The 18,504-nt window shown below is 65.9% G+C and carries 14 protein-coding genes; 7 read left to right on the forward strand and 7 right to left on the reverse strand.

The window, feature by feature from the left end; translation table 11 throughout:
• Positions 1 to 29: 29 nt before the first annotated feature.
• Both mfd and V8U06_RS16350 read right to left on the reverse strand, forming a co-directional pair.
• The gene (mfd, locus tag V8U06_RS16345; protein ID WP_427141544.1) at positions 30 to 3,542 is read right to left on the reverse strand and encodes a transcription-repair coupling factor; all 3,513 of its coding nucleotides are present in this window, start codon (positions 3,540 to 3,542) and stop codon (positions 30 to 32) included.
• Positions 3,539 to 3,847, reverse strand: coding sequence for a succinate dehydrogenase assembly factor 2 (locus tag V8U06_RS16350; protein ID WP_226919123.1), 309 nt, complete (start codon positions 3,845 to 3,847; stop codon positions 3,539 to 3,541). Before V8U06_RS16350 ends, mfd begins: the two co-directional genes overlap by 4 nt.
• A 106-nt stretch (positions 3,848 to 3,953) precedes the next feature.
• Here V8U06_RS16350 and recG point away from each other — a divergent pair, with 106 nt between their 5' ends.
• Both recG and V8U06_RS16360 read left to right on the forward strand, forming a co-directional pair.
• Positions 3,954 to 6,059 carry an ATP-dependent DNA helicase RecG gene (gene recG, locus V8U06_RS16355; protein WP_427141545.1) on the forward strand — a complete coding sequence of 702 codons (2,106 nt, stop codon included), beginning with the start codon at positions 3,954 to 3,956 and terminating at the stop codon, positions 6,057 to 6,059.
• Between the two features lie 75 nt (positions 6,060 to 6,134).
• Positions 6,135 to 6,350 (forward strand): hypothetical protein, encoded by a 216-nt coding sequence (locus V8U06_RS16360; protein ID WP_427141546.1) that lies wholly within the window; start codon positions 6,135 to 6,137, stop codon positions 6,348 to 6,350.
• Positions 6,351 to 6,416: 66 nt separating this feature from the next.
• Here the strand turns inward: V8U06_RS16360 and V8U06_RS16365 are convergent, their stop codons facing one another.
• The 5 genes from V8U06_RS16365 to V8U06_RS16385 all read right to left on the reverse strand — a co-directional run bounded on the left by V8U06_RS16365 (position 6,417) and on the right by V8U06_RS16385 (position 12,704).
• A complete protein-coding gene (locus tag V8U06_RS16365) occupies positions 6,417 to 7,121 on the reverse strand; it encodes a DUF502 domain-containing protein (RefSeq protein ID WP_427141547.1) in 705 nt (234 codons plus the stop codon).
• Between the two features lie 35 nt (positions 7,122 to 7,156).
• Entirely contained in the window at positions 7,157 to 7,651 is a 495-nt protein-coding gene (locus V8U06_RS16370; RefSeq protein WP_427141548.1) for a GNAT family N-acetyltransferase, read from the reverse strand.
• Entirely contained in the window at positions 7,648 to 9,474 is a 1,827-nt protein-coding gene (gene glmS, locus V8U06_RS16375; protein ID WP_427141549.1) for a glutamine--fructose-6-phosphate transaminase (isomerizing), read from the reverse strand. Before glmS ends, V8U06_RS16370 begins: the two co-directional genes overlap by 4 nt.
• 120 nt (positions 9,475 to 9,594) lie before the next feature.
• Positions 9,595 to 10,974, reverse strand: a complete 1,380-nt coding sequence (gene glmU / locus V8U06_RS16380) for a bifunctional UDP-N-acetylglucosamine diphosphorylase/glucosamine-1-phosphate N-acetyltransferase GlmU (protein ID WP_427141550.1) — start codon at positions 10,972 to 10,974, stop codon at positions 9,595 to 9,597.
• An 80-nt stretch (positions 10,975 to 11,054) separates the two neighbouring features.
• Complete coding sequence (locus tag V8U06_RS16385) at positions 11,055 to 12,704, reverse strand: Na/Pi cotransporter family protein (RefSeq protein WP_427141551.1); 1,650 nt, start codon at positions 12,702 to 12,704, stop codon at positions 11,055 to 11,057.
• Positions 12,705 to 12,984: 280 nt separating this feature from the next.
• Between V8U06_RS16385 and V8U06_RS16390 the strand changes: the two genes are divergently transcribed.
• Genes V8U06_RS16390 through V8U06_RS16410 form a run of 5 tightly spaced genes read left to right on the forward strand, consistent with a single transcriptional unit; the run spans position 12,985 to position 18,457 of the window.
• On the forward strand, positions 12,985 to 14,877 hold the full coding sequence (locus tag V8U06_RS16390) for a SurA N-terminal domain-containing protein (RefSeq protein ID WP_427141552.1): 1,893 nt from the start codon (positions 12,985 to 12,987) through the stop codon (positions 14,875 to 14,877).
• A 16-nt stretch (positions 14,878 to 14,893) separates the two neighbouring features.
• Positions 14,894 to 15,916: an anthranilate phosphoribosyltransferase gene (trpD, locus tag V8U06_RS16395; protein WP_427141553.1), complete on the forward strand. Its 1,023-nt coding sequence runs from the start codon at positions 14,894 to 14,896 to the stop codon at positions 15,914 to 15,916.
• Positions 15,917 to 15,924: 8 nt separating this feature from the next.
• Positions 15,925 to 16,740 carry an indole-3-glycerol phosphate synthase TrpC gene (trpC, locus tag V8U06_RS16400; protein WP_427141554.1) on the forward strand — a complete coding sequence of 272 codons (816 nt, stop codon included), beginning with the start codon at positions 15,925 to 15,927 and terminating at the stop codon, positions 16,738 to 16,740.
• On the forward strand, positions 16,740 to 17,234 hold the full coding sequence (gene moaC, locus V8U06_RS16405; RefSeq protein ID WP_427141582.1) for a cyclic pyranopterin monophosphate synthase MoaC: 495 nt from the start codon (positions 16,740 to 16,742) through the stop codon (positions 17,232 to 17,234). Before trpC ends, moaC begins: the two co-directional genes overlap by 1 nt.
• Positions 17,234 to 18,457 carry a molybdopterin molybdotransferase MoeA gene (locus tag V8U06_RS16410; RefSeq protein WP_427141555.1) on the forward strand — a complete coding sequence of 408 codons (1,224 nt, stop codon included), beginning with the start codon at positions 17,234 to 17,236 and terminating at the stop codon, positions 18,455 to 18,457. The genes moaC and V8U06_RS16410 overlap by 1 nt, the downstream gene beginning before the upstream one ends.
• Positions 18,458 to 18,504 lie beyond the last annotated feature (47 nt).

Below are 18,504 nucleotides of genomic sequence, written 5' to 3' on the forward strand. Positions count from 1 at the left end.
GGAGATACGGATGACGGACGGTCCCGCTCTCAGGTCGGCTGCTTCGCCAGCCCCGCCAATTGCGTCATCACCTGCGCCGCCCCGGTCAGGCGCTTTTCCGGCGTCGGATATTCGCGCGCGAGGAACAGGCTCTGGTCTGGCCGGATCTTCGCCATCGTTCCCTGCTTGGCGATATAGCCGACCAGCGCCGCAGGGTTCGGGAACTCCTTGTGGCGGAACTGCACGACGACGCCCTTCGGCCCGGCATCGAGCTTTTCGACATTGGCCACGCGGCAGAGCGACTTGATGTAGACGATCTTCAGGAGGTGCTGCACCTCGAGCGGCAGCGGCCCGAACCGGTCGATCAGTTCGGCGCCGAAGGCGTCGATGTCGCCAAGCTCGGTGATCTCGCCGAGGCGGCGATAGAGGCCGAGGCGAAGATGCAGGTCCGGCACGTACTCGTCGGGGATCATCACCGGCGTGCCGACGGAGATCTGCGGCGACCAGCCGCTATCGGCAATCTCCTCGTCACCCTTGATTTCGGCGACCGCCTCCTCGAGCATCTGCTGGTAGAGCTCGAAGCCGACTTCCTTGATATGACCGGACTGTTCCTCGCCGAGCAGGTTGCCCGCGCCGCGAATGTCGAGGTCGTGGCTGGCGAGCTGGAAACCGGCGCCGAGCGTGTCGAGCGATTGCAGCACCTTGAGGCGGCGCTCCGCCATGCCCGTCAGCGTGCGGTTGACCGGCAGCGTCAGGAGCGCGAAGGCGCGCACCTTCGACCGGCCGACACGGCCGCGCAACTGGTAGAGCTGCGCAAGGCCGAACATGTCGGCGCGGTGGATGATCATCGTGTTGGCCGTCGGCACGTCGAGGCCGGATTCGACGATGGTGGTCGACAGCAGCACATCGTAGCGGCCTTCGTAGAAGGCGTTCATGATGTCTTCGAGTTCCGTCGCCGGCATCTGGCCATGCGCGACGGCCACCTTCAGCTCCGGCACGTCCTGCCGCAGGAAATCATGGATTTCCGAGAGATCGCTGAGGCGCGGGCAGACATAGAAGCTCTGGCCGCCGCGATAATGTTCGCGCATCAGCGTCTCGCGGATGACGAGCGGATCGAAGGGGGAGATGAAGGTGCGCACCGCCATGCGGTCGACCGGAGGCGTGGTGATCAGCGACAGTTCGCGCACGCCCGTCATGGCAAGTTGCAGGGTGCGCGGGATGGGCGTTGCCGACAGCGTCAGCACATGCACGTCGCTCTTCAGCTCCTTCAGCCGCTCCTTGTGCTTGACGCCGAAGTGCTGCTCCTCGTCGATGATGAGGAGGCCGAGATTGGCGAACTTGATCGAGCTGCCGAGCAGCGCATGCGTGCCGACGACGATATCCGTCTTGCCCTCGGAAAGCTCCTTCTTGGTCAGCGCCAGTTCCTTCGAGCCGACGAGGCGGGACGCCTGCTGCAGGCGGATCGGCAGACCGCGGAAGCGGTCGGAGAAGGTCTTGAAATGCTGGCGAGAGAGCAGCGTGGTCGGTACCACGACGGCGACCTGCACGCCGTTCATCGCCGCGATGAAGGCGGCGCGCAGCGCCACTTCCGTCTTGCCGAAGCCGACGTCGCCGCAGACCAGCCGGTCCATCGGACGGCCCGCGCCGAGATCCTCGCGCACCGCGTCGATGGCATTCGCCTGATCGTCGGTCTCGTCATAGGGGAAGCGGGCGGCAAATTCGTCATAGACGCCGTCGGGCGCGGCGAGCACCGGCGCATGGCGCACGAGGCGCGCGGCGGCAATCTGGATGAGCCCGTTCGCCATGTCGAGCAGGCGCTTCTTGAGCTTGGCCTTGCGCGCCTGCCAGGCGACGCCGCCCAGCTTGTCGAGCATCGCATCGGTGCCCTCGCCGCCATAGCGCGACAGCAGGTCGATGTTTTCGACGGGCAGGAAGAGCTTGGCCTCGTCGGCATAGACGAGTTCAAGGCAGGCATGCGGCGCACCGGCCGCCTCGATGGTGCGCAGGCCGACGAAACGCCCGATGCCGTGTTCGGCATGCACGACGATGGAGCCTTCGTCGAGACCGGCGACCTCGGTGAGGAAGTCCGCCCCGCGCTTGCGCCGCTTGGAGCGCCGCACCATGCGGTCGCCGAGAATGTCCTGTTCGCCGATGACGACGACATCGCCCGCCTCGAAGCCGCTTTCGAGGCTGAGGACGGCCGATCCCGCCTCGCCCGGCTTCAGCTTGCGCAGATCGCCGAATTTCTCGACGGGCACGACATTGCCGAGCCCGTGTTCGGCAAGCACCTGCAGCAGGCGATCGAGCGAACCTTCCGACCAGCCGGTGACGAGCACCTTGGCGCCGGTGGCCCGCTTGTCGGCAATGTGTTTCACCGCCTGGTCGAAGACGTTGACGCGCGCGCCATCGGCATCCTCGCTGCCGGCCGGCCGCGCCCAACGCATGCCGGTGCGCGCCTCGACGGCCTCCACATGGCGCGCCTCGCCTTCATGCTCGTTGAAGGGCGATAGCCGGATGGCGTTGCGTTCGTCGAGCTCGCGGGCGAAGCGTTCGGCGTCGAGATAGAGCAGGCCCGGCGGCACCGGCTTGTAGGGCGTGGCCTGCGCCACCTGCCCCTTGCCGGGCGTCGCGGAGGCAAGGCGCGCGTCGTAGTAGTCGCGCACCAGGCGCGAGCGCTCGATAGCCGCCTCCCGTACGGTATGGTCCGTGACGATACGAAAGCCGTCGAGATAGTCGAAGGCCGTTTCCAGCCCGCCGTAGAACAGCGGCAGCCAGTGCTCCATGCCCGCATAGCGCCGTCCCTCGGAAACGGCCTGGTAGAGCGCGTCGTCGCGCGTCGCCGCACCGAAGGAAGAGAGATACTGCTTGCGGAAATGCGAGATCGTCTCCGGCGTCAGCGTCACCTCGCTCATCGGGTTGAGATCGAGGGAGCGCGCCTGGCCGGTCGTGCGCTGGCTGGCGGGGTCGAAGGACCGGATCGATTCCAGCGTGTCGCCGAAGAAATCGAGGCGAACGGGCTCGAGGCTCCCCGGAACGAACACGTCGAGGATACCGCCGCGCACGGCATATTCGCCGACCTCGCGCACGGTCGCGACCCGCTCGAAGCCGTTGCGCTCCAGCCGGGCGGCAATATCGTCCATGCGGACCTGGTTGCCGGGCCTTGCCGAGAAGGCGAGGCTTTCGATGGTCGGCCGCGGCGCCGTCTTCTGCAGCATGGCATTGACGGTGACGAGCACGATGGCCGCATGCGGCTTCTTCTGGTGCGCGATCAGCGCCGACAGCGCGGAAAGCCGCCGGGCGGACACTTCGGCGCTGGGCGAGACGCGGTCATAGGGAAGGCAGTCCCAGCCGGGCAGCGTCAGCACCGGAATGTCGGGCGCCACGAAGCCGAGCATCTGTTCGAGGTCGGAAATGCGCTGGCCGTCGGAGAGCACATAGGCGACGGGGCCGGTCTTGCGGGCAAGGTCGGCAAGGATCAGCGGCTCGACGCCGGAGGGGACCGCGCCGATGGTCATCGGCCGGCCCGCCGCGGCGATGCGTTCAGGGGAGAATCCGGGGATCATGCGCTGGTATCTTTGAAGAGCGGCGAAAAATCGGGGCGATAGGCGGCGATGCGCGGGAAGAGACCATCGCGGAATTCGGCCGGCACCGGCTTTTCGCCGGTCACCCACTTCACGAGGTCGTTGTCCTCCTCGGCCATGATGCGTTCGAGTTCGTCCAGTTCCTCCTCGGAGAGCGTGGCGATCTCGGCATCGGCGAAGGCGCCGAGCACCAGGTCCATCTCGCGGATGCCCCGGTGCCAACAGCGGAAAAGGATGCGCTTGCGCCGCGGGTCGATCTCGGCGCTCGAGCGTGTCGTTCCCGTCATGATCGTCCTCGCTTTCCAAGCCGCAGTCCAGTTGGCGCTTCTATAGACCGGCAAAAGCCGCTTGTCAGCCTTGCCAAAGGCATGATCTCCGGCGATTTTGCCCGCCATGAGACCTGCCCTGCTCGATCCGCTCTTCGCCCCCCTCTCCTCGCTTCCCGGCATCGGCCCGAAGCTGGGCGATCTTTTCGCGCGCCTTCTCGGCCACGAGAGCATCGAGGATTGCCGGGTCATCGACCTCGTCTTCCACTTCCCCCACTCCATCGTCGACCGGCGCAACCAGCCGGGCATCGCCAATGCGCAGCAGGGCGTCATCGTCACCATCACCGGCCGCGTCGATCGCCATCAGCCTCCGCCGCCGGGCAAGGCGAACATGCCCTACCGTGTCTTCCTGCAGGACGAGACGGGAGAACTGGCGCTCACCTTCTTCCGCGCCAAGGGCAACTGGCTGGAAAAGGCACTGCCCATCGACGAGACCGTGGTGGTGAGCGGCAAGGTCGACTGGTTCAACGGCCGTCCCTCCATGGTGCATCCGGACTACATGGTCCGGCTCGGCGAGGCGGACAACCTGCCGCTGGTCGAGCCCGTGCATGGCCTGACCGCGGGCCTGACGGCGCGCGTGCTGCGCAAGGCGGTAGAAGCCGCGCTCACACGCGTGCCGCACCTGCCGGAATGGATCGATGCGACGCTGGCGCAACGGCAGAGTTTTCCTTCCGCCTTCGATGCCTTCCACCGCCTGCACGATCCGCGCGACGAGACGGATCTCGATCCGCAGGCCCCGGCCCGCCGGCGCCTTGCCTATGACGAATTCCTCGCCGGTCAGATCTCGCTCGCCCTCGTGCGCCAGCGTCTGCGCAAGGTGGCTGGCCGGCCGGTGAACGCCACGTGTGCGCTCAGTCGCCCGGTCATCGACGCCCTGCCCTTTTCGCTGACCAACAGCCAGCAGACGGCCATTGCCGAGGTGCTGAAGGACATGGCCGGCGAGCAGCGCATGCTGCGGCTGCTGCAAGGCGATGTCGGGGCCGGCAAGACGGCGGTGGCGCTGATGGCGATGCTGGCGGCCGTCGAATCCGGCGGCCAGGCGGTGCTGATGGCGCCGACGGAAATCCTCGCGCGCCAGCATTTTGCAACGCTTTCCCGCATGGCGGCGCCGGCGGGCGTCACCATCGACGTGCTGACCGGCCGCACCAAAGGCCGCGAGCGCGACGCCATCCTCGAACGCATCGCCTCCGGCGAGACGCAGATGGTCATCGGCACGCATGCGCTCTTCCAGGACAATGTCGCCTACAAGGATCTCGTGCTTGCCGTGGTCGACGAGCAGCACCGCTTCGGCGTGCACCAGCGCCTGCGCCTGACGGCCAAGGGCATCTCGCCGCACATGCTCGTCATGACCGCGACGCCCATTCCCCGCACGCTCGTTCTCGCCGCCTTCGGCGACATGGACGTTTCCAAGCTCACGGAAAAGCCGGCCGGCCGCAAGCCGATCCAGACCGTCGTCGTGCCGCAGGAACGCACCGGCGATATCGTCGACCGGCTGCGCGCGGCGCTCGCCGAGGGCAAGAAGGCTTACTGGATCTGCCCGCTGGTCGAGGAAACGGAAGAAAGCGAGCTGATGTCCGTTGAGGAGCGGCACGCGACGCTCGCCAGCATCTTCGGTCCCGCCGCCGGCCTCGTGCACGGGCGCATGAGCGGGCCGGAAAAGGACGCCGCCATGCTGGCCTTCAAGAATGGCGAGACGCGGCTTCTGGTGGCAACGACGGTTGTGGAGGTGGGCGTGGACGTGCCGGATGCCTCCATCATGGTGATCGAACATGCCGAACGCTTCGGCCTTGCCCAGCTTCACCAGCTGCGCGGCCGCGTCGGGCGCGGCGCGGAGGCGTCGAGCTGCATCCTGCTCTACAAGGGGCCGCTCAGCGAGAACGGCCATGCGCGCCTGTCCATCCTGCGCGAGACGGAGGACGGCTTCCGCATCGCCGAGGAAGACCTGAAGCTGCGCGGCGAAGGCGAGCTTCTCGGCACAAGGCAATCCGGCACGCCGGGCTTCCTCGTGGCCAGCCTCGAAGCCCATGGCGACCTTCTGGAAATCGCCCGCAAGGACGCCGTCTATGTGCTGGAACGCGATCCGGACCTGACGAGCGAACGCGGCGAGGCGATCCGCACGCTGCTCTATCTTCACCGCCGGGACGAGGCGATCCGGTTCCTGCGCGCCGGGTGACCACACAATCGTGATTTCGTGGCTTTGACGCAGGGGCGCATACTCGCAGCGCATCAGCGAAAAAGGAGAAATGCCATGAAGACAGTTCTCGTCGTCGCAGCAGCGCTCGGCCTTTCGGCATCCGCGGCCCTTGCCGATTGCGCCTGGCACAACAAGACCTCGGCCGACGCCAAGGTCGACAAGACCATCACGACGGCAAGCGTCGTCACCACCGAAAAACAGTCCCGCCTTCCGGCGACAACCGACCCGATCCTCCTGCAGGAGCAAGAGGACGCGGCTGTCGCGGACTAGGCGCCCGGGGCCGTCCCGTCCTCGGGACGGCGTCCCCGGAGCGTTTCCGCTTCGGCTGGAAAGGCTTTAGCCCTTTTTCTTGCCCTTCGCCCTGGCCTTGCGCTCGTCGCTTTCGACCAGTTGCAGCGTCTTTTCCGGTGGCGTGACGAGACCGACCGAAATGATGAGCTTGGCGGCATCCTCCGCGCTCATGTCGAGCGGGACGAGCTTCTCGCGCGGCACGTAGACGAGAAAGCCGGCTGTCGGAAACGGTGTCGGCGGCAGGAAGCAGGCGACCATGTCCCGGCCCATGGACTGGAACTTCGTCGCGATCTCGCCGCGCGCATCCGTCGCCACGAAGACGATCGACCAGAGGCCCGGGCTCGGATATTCGATCATCGCCGCCTTGTTGAAGGAATTGCCCTTGTCCTTCAGCACCGTCTCGAAGATCTGCTTCAGGCTCTTGTGCACCGTGCGCACCAGCGGCGTGCGGTTGAAGAGCGAATCGCCGAACTCCACCACCGTGCGGCCGATCAGGTTCTTGCCGAGGAAACCGACAAGGGTGATCAGCACCAGCGCGATCAGCAGACCGAAGCCGGGAATGGCGAACTGGAGGTAGTTTTCCGGGTTGTACTGCGCGGGGATATAGGGCTTCACCCAGCTATCCGCCCAGCGGATGAAGGTCCAGGTCAGCCATATGGTGATGGCGATCGGCGCGCAGATGACGAGGCCGGTGAGGAAATTGTTGCGCAGTCGCATGGCAAGCGACTGCCTGGGAACGAGGTCGGTCATCGGCGATCCAGCTTGAGGCGAGCGTGGGAGGCCGCTCAGCCGTAGAAACCCGGATGATAGGAAACGGTTCCCTCGCCGTAAACCGGTGAAAACGCCACACGCATGAAATACTCCGGCGGCACGCCATCCAGCGTCAGCCTCGGATCCGCTGCGAAACCGAAGCGGCTGTAATAGGCGGGATCGCCGAGCAGAACGCAGCCGGCAGCGCCCACCGCCTTCAATTGCTCCAGCCCCGCGCGCACCAGCTTGCCGCCGATGCCCTCGCCCTGCCGGGCGGGATCGACGGAAATCGGGCCGAGACCGTACCAGTCCGGGCTGCCGTCGGAAACGGTGACCGGAGAGAACGCGACATGCCCGACGAGGACGCCGTCCGCTTCCGCCACCAGCGAAAGCGTCAGCGCGCCGGCGGCGCGCAGGCGATCGATGATGATATGTTCCGTGCCGTCGGCATGCGCCGCCGTCTTGAACGCCGCCTCCGTCAGGGTGCGGATGCCATCGATATCCCCGTCGCGCTCCGGCCGGACGATCATTCGACCGTCACGGACTTGGCAAGGTTGCGCGGCTGGTCGACGTCGGTGCCCATGAAGATGGCCGTGTGATAGGCCAGAAGCTGGATCGGCAGCGAATAGATCATCGGGGCGATGATCTCGTCGACATGCGGCAGAATGATCGTCGCCATCGTCGTGAGCTTGGAGGCTGCCGCGCCCTTCTCGTCGGTGATGAAGATGATGCGCCCGCCGCGCGCGGCGACTTCCTGCATGTTCGACACGGTCTTCTCGAAGAAGCGGTCATGCGGCGCGATAACGATGACCGGCATGTTCTCGTCGATCAGCGCGATGGGACCATGCTTCAATTCGCCTGCGGCATAGCCTTCGGCGTGGATATAGGAGATTTCCTTGAGCTTCAGCGCGCCTTCCATGGCCAGCGGATAGCTGGTGCCGCGGCCGAGATAGAGCACGTCCTTGCACTTGGAGAGTTCACGCGAAAGCTGTTCGATGGCCGGCTGAATGGTGTTCAGCACGCTTGCCATGATGCGCGGCATCTCGGCGAGATTGCGGACCAGGTCCTTCTCCTGAGCCTCCGTCAGCGTGCCGCGCGCCTTGCCGGCGCCGATGGCGAGAGCGGCAAGCACGGCAAGCTGGCAGGTGAAGGCCTTGGTCGAGGCGACGCCGATTTCCGGCCCGGCAAGGATCGGGAAGACGGCATCGGATTCGCGCGCGATGGTCGATTCCTTGGCATTGACCACGGCGCCGATCTTCAGGCCGTGCTCCTTGCAATAGCGCAGCGACGCCAGCGTGTCGGCGGTTTCGCCGGACTGCGAGATGAAGAGCGCGGCCGAGGCAGGGTTCAGCGGGATTTCGCGGTAGCGGAATTCGGAGGCGACATCGATCTCCACCGGCAGGCGCGCATAGCGCTCGAACCAGTATTTGCCGATGAGACCGGCCAGATAGGCCGTGCCACAGGCGGAAATGGCAAGGTTCGGCACCGTCGCGAAATCGATGTCGCCGGCAACCGGGCGGATGGTTTGCGTGACGAAATCGACATAGCGGCTGAGCGCATGGGAAATCGCTTCCGGCTGCTCATGGATTTCCTTTTCCATGAAGTGCCGGTGGTTGCCCTTGTCGATGAGATAGGCGGCGGCCGACGAGATCTGCTTCTGACGCTCGACGCGATTGCCGTCCATGTCGAAGATGAAGGCGCCGTCCCGGCCGATGACGGCCCAGTCGCCATCGACGAGATAGCTGATCTCGTTGGTGAAGGGGGCGAGCGCGATGGCGTCGGAACCGAGGAACATCTCGCCGCGGCCATGACCGATGGCGAGCGGCGGGCCATTGCGGGCCGCCATCACGGTCGACGGGTCATCCTCGAAGATCACGGCCAGCGCATAGGCGCCGGTGACGCGGCGCAGCATGGCATGCATGGCCTCGCGGCGGCCAAGGCCGTCGCGCAGGAGCTTTGCGATGAGCTGCGCGACGACTTCCGTGTCGGTCTGCGTGGTGAAGGTCGCGCCGCCGGCGGTCAGCTCGTCCTTGATCTCGGAGAAGTTCTCGATGATGCCGTTGTGCACGACGGCGACGCCATCGACGAAATGCGGATGGGCATTGCCTTCGGTCGGCGCGCCATGCGTTGCCCATCGGGTATGGGCGATGCCGATCGTGCCGTCGAGCGGCTCTTCGGCAAGACGCTTCTCCAGGTTGAACAGCTTGCCCTCGGCGCGGCGACGGGCGAGCTTGCCGTCGACGATGGTGGCGACGCCGGCGGAATCGTAGCCGCGATATTCAAGGCGCTTCAGGGCATCGACAAGCCGGCCCGCAACAGGCTGGTTTCCAACGATACCGACAATTCCGCACATGGGCTGCTCCGCTTCCTTCGGGGGATTCGACTAGCTGCCTTCGTAGAGCTTTTTCCCCGCAGTGCAACACGACCACGCTCACTTTCGATTGCAAGCGTTAACGTGGGCGCGCCCACTCGGTCATTTCGCTGCCTTCTTCTTCGCGTCCTTGATCGCCTGGTTGCGTGCGCGGATGAGCACGGCCCGCCCTTCCTTGTTCTCCTGCCGCGCCCGGCCGAAGGCGACCGCATTGTCGGGCACATCGGCCGTGATCACGCTGCCGGAGGCGACATAGGCGCCATTGCCGATCGTGACGGGGGCGACCAGCGCCGTGTTCGAGCCGATAAAGGCGTTCTCGCCGATTCGCGTCACATGCTTGTTGATGCCGTCGTAGTTGCAGGTGATCGTGCCGGCGCCGACATTGGTATGGGCGCCGATGAAGGCATCGCCGATATAGCTGAGATGGTTGACCTTGGCGCCGGCGCCGATCTCCGCCTTCTTCACCTCGGTGAAGTTGCCGACCTTCGACCCGACGCCGAGATTGGCGCCCGGCCGCAGGCGGGCATAGGGACCGATCTCGGCCTCGGCCGAAACATGCGCGCCCTCGATATGCGAGAAGGAATGGATGACCGCGCCGCTCTCGATGGTGACGCCGGGGCCGAAGACGACATTCGGCTCGATCGTCACGTCGCGGCCGATCTGCGTGTCATAGGCAAGAAAGACGGTTTCCGGCGCGATCATGGAAACGCCGTCGATCATCATGTCGCGGCGACGCCGCTGCTGCCAGAGGCGTTCGATGACCGCCAGTTCGGCGCGCGTGTTGCAGCCGGTCAATTCCTCTTCGGGGGCCTCGACGGCAATGGCCCGCCCGCCGGCGGCGCGCGCGACTTCGACGATGTCGGTGAGATAGTATTCGCCCTTCGCATTGGCATTGCCGATCCGGCCGATGAGGTCGAGGGCTTTCCGGCCGGAAATCGCCATCAGGCCGCCATTGCAATAGGTGATGGCCCGCTCGGCTTCGCTTGCATCCTTGTGCTCGCGAATCGCCAGCAACGCGCCGTTCTCCACGATGAGGCGGCCGTAGCCGGTCGGATCGGCCGTCTCGAAACCGATGACGACAACGTCGGCGCCGGCCGCAAGTCCCTCGCGGGCGGCGATCAGCGGCGTTTCGGTGATGAGCGGCGTATCGCCGAAGACGACGAGGAGGTCGTCATATCCCTTGGCTATCGCCTCGCGGGCGGCGAGAACGGCATGGGCTGTGCCGAGCCGTTCCGTCTGGATATGCACGGAGCTTTCGACGGCCGCGTTCTTCGCCGCCGCCTCCACCTTCTCCGCGTCGCGGCCCAACACGAGCGCGATGTCGGAAATGCCGGCCTTTGCCAGGGCATCGACGACATGGGCGATCATCGGCCGGCCGGCCACCGGATGCAGCACCTTCGACTGCGAGGATTTCATCCGCGTGCTTTCGCCGGCGGCCAGGATCACGGCCAGGCACGTGCGCTGCGTTCGGTCTGCGGTCATGAGAATCCCTCGTTCATCCGTATTCGATGCCGTTCCTTAGCAAAAAGGCACGGATGCAGACAAAGGGATTTCTCGGGGGCTCAACCGCTATTGCTGCGCAGCCGGCTCTCGGTGAGAAGGCCGCTTTCGTCGAGGATCGGATAGGCGACGGAAACGAGATGGGCGTTGACGCGCTTCAGGTCGCGCAGCATGTCGAGATGCAGCGAACTCGTCTGGAGACTGTCGAGCCGGCCGTCGCGCAGCCGCTCCAGATGCCGTTCGGACGATTGTTTCTCCATGCGCCGCACGTCCACCTTCACCTCCATCAACTGGCGGGCAAGGCCGGAATCGCGCGTCACGAAGATCGTCTGGGCGATGCGCAGGTTCTCGATCGTCAGGTTGAAGAGGTTGGCGAGTTCCTTGTAGCCGTCGTCGGAGAATTTCAGCCCGTTGGCGATCTTCTTGCGCACCTGCTCCTGCAGGCCCTTCTCGATGATGTCGCCGACATGTTCGAGATTGATCGCGTAGTCGATGATGATGATGGAGCGGGCCGCGCATTCACCGGAGACGCCCTGCCGCCCGAGGCGCGACAGATAGATCTTTACCTCCTGCTGCAGGCCGTCGACCTGGCGTTCCAGTTCGCCGATATCCTTCATCGGGGCCATGTTGTTGTCGTTGAAGGCCCGCATGGTGCGGATCAGCATGGCTTCGATGAGGTCGCCGACGCGCAGCACCTCGCGTGTTGCGCCCGAAAGCGCGACGACCGGGCTCGAAAGCGCGGTGTCGTCGAGATATTTCGGCCCGGTTTCCGGCTGCTTTTCCTCCGGCACCAGCTTTTCCATCAGGCGCGACAGCGCGCCGGAAAGCGGCCACATGGCCAGCGCGACCGCCAGGTTGAAGACAAGATGCACGTCGACGGGCAGCTTGGCCGCCGGGAGCGGCAGGCGCGCCAGGAGATCGGCGATCTGTCCGGCGAAAGGCAGGACGACGAGGCAGCCGACCCCGCGCACCAGGAGATTGCCGAGCGTCACGCGCCGCGCCGAGGCGGCGGCCTTCATCGTCGCGATGACGGGCGGCACGGCGCCGCCGAGATTGGCGCCGAGAACGAGAATGACCGTCAGGGCTGGCGAGAGAATGCCCATCGCCGTCAGCGACAGAATGAGCACGACCACCGCGAGACTGGAGGAGGAAATGATGGCAAGCACGGTGGAGAAGGCGAGCGCCGCCGGCCATGCGCCGTCAAGCAGCTTCAGGAAGGCCGCCAGCGCCGGCGACTGACGCATCGGCTCCGTCGCGAGGCTGAGAAGATGCAGCGACAGCAGCATCAGGCCGATGCCGACCAGTGCGGATCCAAGCCCCTGCCGGGCCGTGGAACTCGACGACTTGTAGAGAACGACGCCGACGAGGATGATCAAGGGCGAGATCGATTCGATGCCCGTCGCCACCAGCCAGGCGGTAACGGCCGTGCCGACATTGGCGCCGAGCAGCACGATCTGCGCCATGCGCGCCCGCACCAGATTCTTTTCCACGAAGGAGGCGATCATCAGCGCCGTCGCGGTCGAACTCTGCAGTGCGACAGTCGCGGCGAAACCGGCGAAGAAGGAGCGGAACGGCCCGCGCGTGCCGAGCGCAAGGCCCGAGCGCAGCTTGACCCCGAAGGCCCGCGTCACGCCGTCTTTCACCAGCGCAAGGCCGAAGAGCAGCAGCGCGACCGCGCCGAAAAGGTTGATCATGACGATCGTGGATTCCACCTTTTTATTCCCTCCCCCTGGCTTCGCGACGGACTCATCGAAGCGAACCCTCATCGGAACACGAATTTTCAAATTATGACAGTGGAATTCAGCCGGAATATGCCAATAATTTCAGAAAAAAATCTTTTGCCGGCAAAGGAAATCGCCAAATGCCGGCCGTTTTGCGGCAACCATGATTTTGCAGGATGAGGCACGCGCGCTCTCCACTTCAATTCCTGCAAACTTTCCGTTAAGAGACGGTTTCCGGCCGCACGGCCGACGATATGAGGAAATTTAGACGATGCTCGACGCCCTGAGACGCGCTTCCCAGACCTGGGTGGCAAAAGCCCTGATGATCGTACTGGTCGGTTCCTTCGCAGTCTGGGGCGTTTCGGGCTTCCTCGTCACCGGCACGGCGAACGCCGTCATCACGGTCGGCGACGTCAAGGTCTCGCCGACGGACTTCCGGTTTGCCTATCTGAACCAGATCTCAGCCCTGTCGCGACGCTTCGGCATGCAGCTGAATGCCGAACAGGCCCGCGCCGTCGGCGTCGAGAACCAGGTTTTTGCCGAGCTTGCCGCCGGCGCGGCGCTTGACCAGCTGTCGCGCGACATGAACCTTGGCCTGTCCGAGGGACGCCTCGCCCAGCTCATCGGCGACGATCCGAACTTCCGCGGCGTCAACGGCCAGTTCGACCGCACGGCCTTCTCGGCCGTACTGCGCAATGCCGGCCTGCGGGAAAACGACTACATCAACAACCGCAGCCAGGCTGCGATCCGCACGCAGGTCGTGGAAGCCGTCACCGACGGTTACAAGGCGCCCGACGTGCTGACGGCGGCGTTGCGTCAATACGGCAAGGAGGCGCGCACCATCGATTTCCTTCTGCTGAGCAATGCGAATATCGACCCGGTGAAGGCGCCTGCCGACGACGTGCTCGCGCCCTGGTTCGAACAGAACAAGGCGAAGTACCGCGCGCCGGAATACCGCAAGTTCGTCTATGTCGCGCTTGAGCCGAAGGACATCATGGACACGGCCGCCATCACCGACGAGGCGCTGAAGGCCGACTACGAGAAGAACAAGGAAAAGTATCGGACGCCGGCAACACGCACCGTCGAGCAGCTGACCTTCAAGGATCGCGCGGCCGCGGACGCCGCTGCCGCCAAGCTCGCCGCCGGCACCACCTTCGACGCCCTCGTCACCGAGGAAGGCAAGACCTCCACCGACGTGCTGCTCGGCGACTTCACCAAGGCGAACGTGCCGGACCAGAAGCTGGCCGAGCCCGCCTTCGCGGTCGCAGCCGATGGCGGCACGACGCCGGTCATCGATGGCACCTTCGGACCGATCATCCTGCGCATCACCAACATCCGTCCGGAAAACCTGAAGACCTTCGACGAGGTGAAGGAAGAGCTGCGCAACGAGCTTGCGCTCACCGAGGCCGCCAATGGTATTCTCGCCGTGCATGACCGCATCGAGGACAGCCGCGCAGAAGGCCTGACGCTCGCCGAGGCCGCCGCCAAGAACAACCTCAAGGCCGTGACGGTCGAAGCGGCCGATGCCCAGGGCAACGACCAGAAGGGCGAGGAAGTCTACGGTCTGCCGGAAAAGGCCGCCCTTATCGGCGAGGTCTTCAAGACGGATGTCGGCATGGAAACCCAGCCGCTCAATGTCGGGCGCGAAGGCTATGCCTGGTTCGAGGTTCTCGACGTGATCCCCGATCACGACCGCACGCTGGACGAAGTGCGCGAACGCGTCGTCGCCGACTGGACGGCCGAACAGCAGCGCCAGACGCTTGCCAAGAAGGCGGAAGAGCTGGCCGAGCGCGTGCGCAAGGGCGGCGATCTTGCCGCCATCGCCACCGAGCTTGGCATGGTCGTGGAGAACAAGACGGGCCTGCACCGTGGCGCGCAGGACCCGATCCTCAGCCCCGCCGCCGTCGAAGCGGCCTTTGGCGGTCCGCTCGGCCATATTGCCGCGGCGCCCGGCGTCGATGGCGAAGGCCAGATTCTCCTGAAGGTGACGGACGTAAACGCGGACGCGACCACCGACGCGCTTTCCAACGAGGAGCAGCAGATCGCGGCCCTCGCCCGCACCAGCGGCGACGACATCCTCGACCAGATGGTGAACGCGCTGCAGGCCACCTACGGCGTCTCGATCAACCGCGCGCTCGCCGAACAGAGCATGGCGCGGCAATAAGGGAAGAAGGAACCGCATGTCCGACCTGAAACCCTACATCGCCAAGGTCGCCGCCGGCAAAGCGCTCGACCGGGAAGAGGCCCGCGGCGCCTTCGAGATCATCATGTCGGGCGCGGCGACGCCCTCGCAGATCGGCGGCTTCCTGATGGCGCTGCGCGTGCGCGGCGAGACCGTGGACGAGCTCTACGGCGCCGTCGGCTCCATGCGCGCCCGCATGCTGCCGGTCGACGTGCCGGCCGACGCCATGGACATCGTCGGCACGGGCGGCGACGGTGCCGGCACCTACAATATCTCCACGCTCGCGGCGATCATCGTCGCGGGCGCCGGCGTTCCGGTCGCCAAGCACGGCAATCGCGCGCTCAGCTCCAAGTCGGGCACGGCCGACGCGCTGTCCTGCCTCGGCGTCAAGCTCGATATCGGCCCCGCCGAAATCGCCCGCTGCGTGCACGATGCCGGCCTCGGCTTCATGTTCGCGCAGTTGCATCACCCCGCGATGAAGCATGTCGGCCCGTCGCGCGTCGAACTCGGCACGCGCACCATCTTCAACCTGCTCGGTCCGCTCTCCAATCCCGGCGGCGTCAAGCGGCAGTTGCTCGGTGTCTTCTCGCCGCAATGGCTGGTGCCGATCGCCGAGGTGATGCGCGACCTCGGCTCGGAAAGCATCTGGGTCGTGCATGGTGAAGGCCTCGACGAGATCACCACGACCGGCACCACGCAGGTCGCGGCGCTGGAGGACGGCAAGATCCGCACCTTCGAACTGACGCCGGCCGATTTCGGCCTGCCACAAGTCACGCTCGACGATCTGCGCGGCGGCGACGGCGCGCACAATGCCGCCGCTCTCCTGTCCGTGCTCGGCGGCGCGCATATGCCCTATCGCGATATCTCGCTCGCCAATGCCGCCGCCTCGATCGTCGTCGCCGGCAAGGCGGAAACGCTGGCCGACGGCATGAAGCGCGCGACCGAATCGCTGGAAGGCGGCCGCGCCCGCGCCGCGCTGGAACGTCTCGTAGCGGTTTCCAACGAAGGCCAGGCGGAGTAGGATTGGCCATGACCGACATTCTGAAGAAGATCGAAGCCTACAAGCTGCAGGAAATCGCCGCCGCCAAGGCGCGCGTCGCCCCTGCCGAGCTTCGCGCCCGCATTCGCGACCAGGAGCCGCCGCGCGGCTTCTTCGCCAGCCTCAGGGACCGCAAGGCCGAAGGCCGTTTCGGCCTCATCGCCGAGATCAAGAAGGCAAGCCCTTCCAGGGGCCTCATCCGCCCGGACTTCGATCCGCCGGCGCTCGCCAGGGCCTATGAGGCGGGCGGCGCGGCGTGTCTCTCCGTGCTGACGGATACGCCGAGCTTCCAGGGCGCGCCGGAATTCCTGACCGCCGCACGCGAAGCCTGCGCGCTGCCTGCGCTGCGCAAGGATTTCATGTTCGACAGCTACCAGGTGCTGGAAGCCCGTGCCTGGGGCGCGGACTGCATTCTCCTCATCATGGCCTCGCTTGGCGACGACGCGGCGAAGATGCTGGAAGACGCCGCCTTCTCGCTCGGCATGGACGTGCTGATCGAGGTGCATGACGAAGAGGAAATGGAACGCGCGCTGAAGCTCAAGTCCAAGCTCGTCGGCGTCAACAACCGCAACCTGCGCACCTTCGACGTCGACCTCGCCGTCTCGGAAAAGCTGGCCGGCATGGTGCCGGACGACCGGCTGCTCGTCGGCGAGAGCGGCATCTTCACCCATGCCGATTGCGCGCGCCTCGGCAAGGTCGGCATTTCCACTTTCCTCGTCGGCGAAAGCCTGATGCGCAAGGACGACGTGACGGCCGCCACGCGCGAACTGCTCACCGGCGACGCCGGCATGCTGGCGGCGGAATGATGGCCGACGACGGCCGCACGCTCACCCATATCGACGCCTCCGGCGAAGCCAACATGGTGGATGTCGGCGACAAGGCCGAGACGGTGCGCATCGCCGTCGCCGAGGGCTTCATCCGCATGGCGCCGGCGACGCTCGACCTCATCCTCAAGGGCGATGCCAAGAAAGGCGACGTGATCGGCACGGCGCGCCTTGCCGGCATCATGGCCGCCAAGCAGACGGCAAGCCTCATCCCCCTCTGCCACCCGCTGATGCTGACCAAGGTGGCGTTGGAGATCCGCGAGGACCGTGCGCTTCCCGGCCTCAGGGTCGAGGCCATGGCCAAGCTCACCGGCCGCACCGGCGTGGAAATGGAGGCTCTGACGGCCGTCAGCGTCGCCTGCCTCACCGTCTACGACATGGCGAAGGCCGCCGACCGCGAAATGGAAATCGGCGGCGTGCGCCTCCGGGAAAAATCCGGCGGCCGTTCGGGCGACTACAAGCGGGAAGACGCCTGATGGCCCTCCTGCCCGTCGCCGACGCCCTAGAGCGCCTGCTGTCGGCGGCGAAGCCGGTTCGCCGGGTGGAGACGGTTGCGCTGCACGAGGCGGAAGGCCGCGTGCTCGCCGAGGACGTCGCCGCCCGCCTCACCCAGCCGCCCTTCGACAATTCCGCCATGGATGGCTACGCCGTCCGTCACGCCGACATCGCCGAGCGCGGCGCGATCCTCACGGTCGCCGGCACCTCGGCCGCCGGCCATGCCTTCATGGGCACCGCCGGGCGGGGCGAGGCCGTGCGTATCTTCACCGGCGCACCGCTGCCCGCCTTTGCCGATACGGTTCTTCTTCAGGAAGATGCCGAAGTCCTCGAGGACGGCCGCATCCGCACGACGTTCCTCACGCCGAAAGGCCGGCATATCCGCCCGCGCGGCCAGGATTTCTCCGAAGGCGACGTGGTGCTGAAGGCCGGAGACGTGCTCGATGCCGGCCGCCTGACGGTCGCGGCCGCGATGAACCATGCCCATCTTGCCGTCTATGCCCGCCCCCGCATCGCCGTGCTGGCGACCGGCGACGAACTCGTGCCGCCGGGCACGCCACCCGGCGCCAGCCAGATCATCGCCTCCAACACCTATGGCGTTTCGGCCATCGCGCGGGCCGCGGGCGCGGAGATCATCGACCTCGGCATCGTCGGCGACGACAAGCAGGCCCTGCTTGCGGCCGTGCGCAAGGCCCTGGCGCAGGACATCGACGTGCTCGTCACGCTCGGCGGCGCTTCGGTCGGCGATTTCGACCTCGTCCAGCCGGTGCTCGGCGAGGCCGGCATGGAACTCGATTTCTGGCGCATCGCCATGCGCCCCGGCAAGCCCCTGATGGTCGGCCGCCTCGGCCCCGTGCAGTTCGTCGGCCTTCCCGGCAATCCCGTTTCCAGCCTCGTCTGCGCCCATCTCTTCCTCGAACCGCTGGTCCGCCGCCTCGCCCATCTGCCGCCGAAGAACCGGCTGCGGCAGGCCGTGGCCGCCGTGCCGCTCAAGGAAAACGACCATCGGCAGGACTATGTGCGGGCGCGAATCGCGCTCGACCCGGCGGGCAACCTGACGGTCACGCCCTTCGACAAGCAGGATTCTTCCATGATGCAGGTCTTCGCGAAAGCCGAAGGTCTGCTGGTTCGTCCCCCCAATGCCCCTGCGGCCTCGGCGGGCGCGCCCTGCACGGTCCTCCTGCTGCGCGATCCCGCCGCCTGAACAGTATTATTGTTTCAGCGGCCTCTTGCAGAACACATATGGAACAG

The organism is Shinella sp. G-2 (assembly GCF_050172695.1).
In the GTDB taxonomy this organism is placed as follows: Bacteria; Pseudomonadota; Alphaproteobacteria; order Rhizobiales; family Rhizobiaceae; genus Shinella.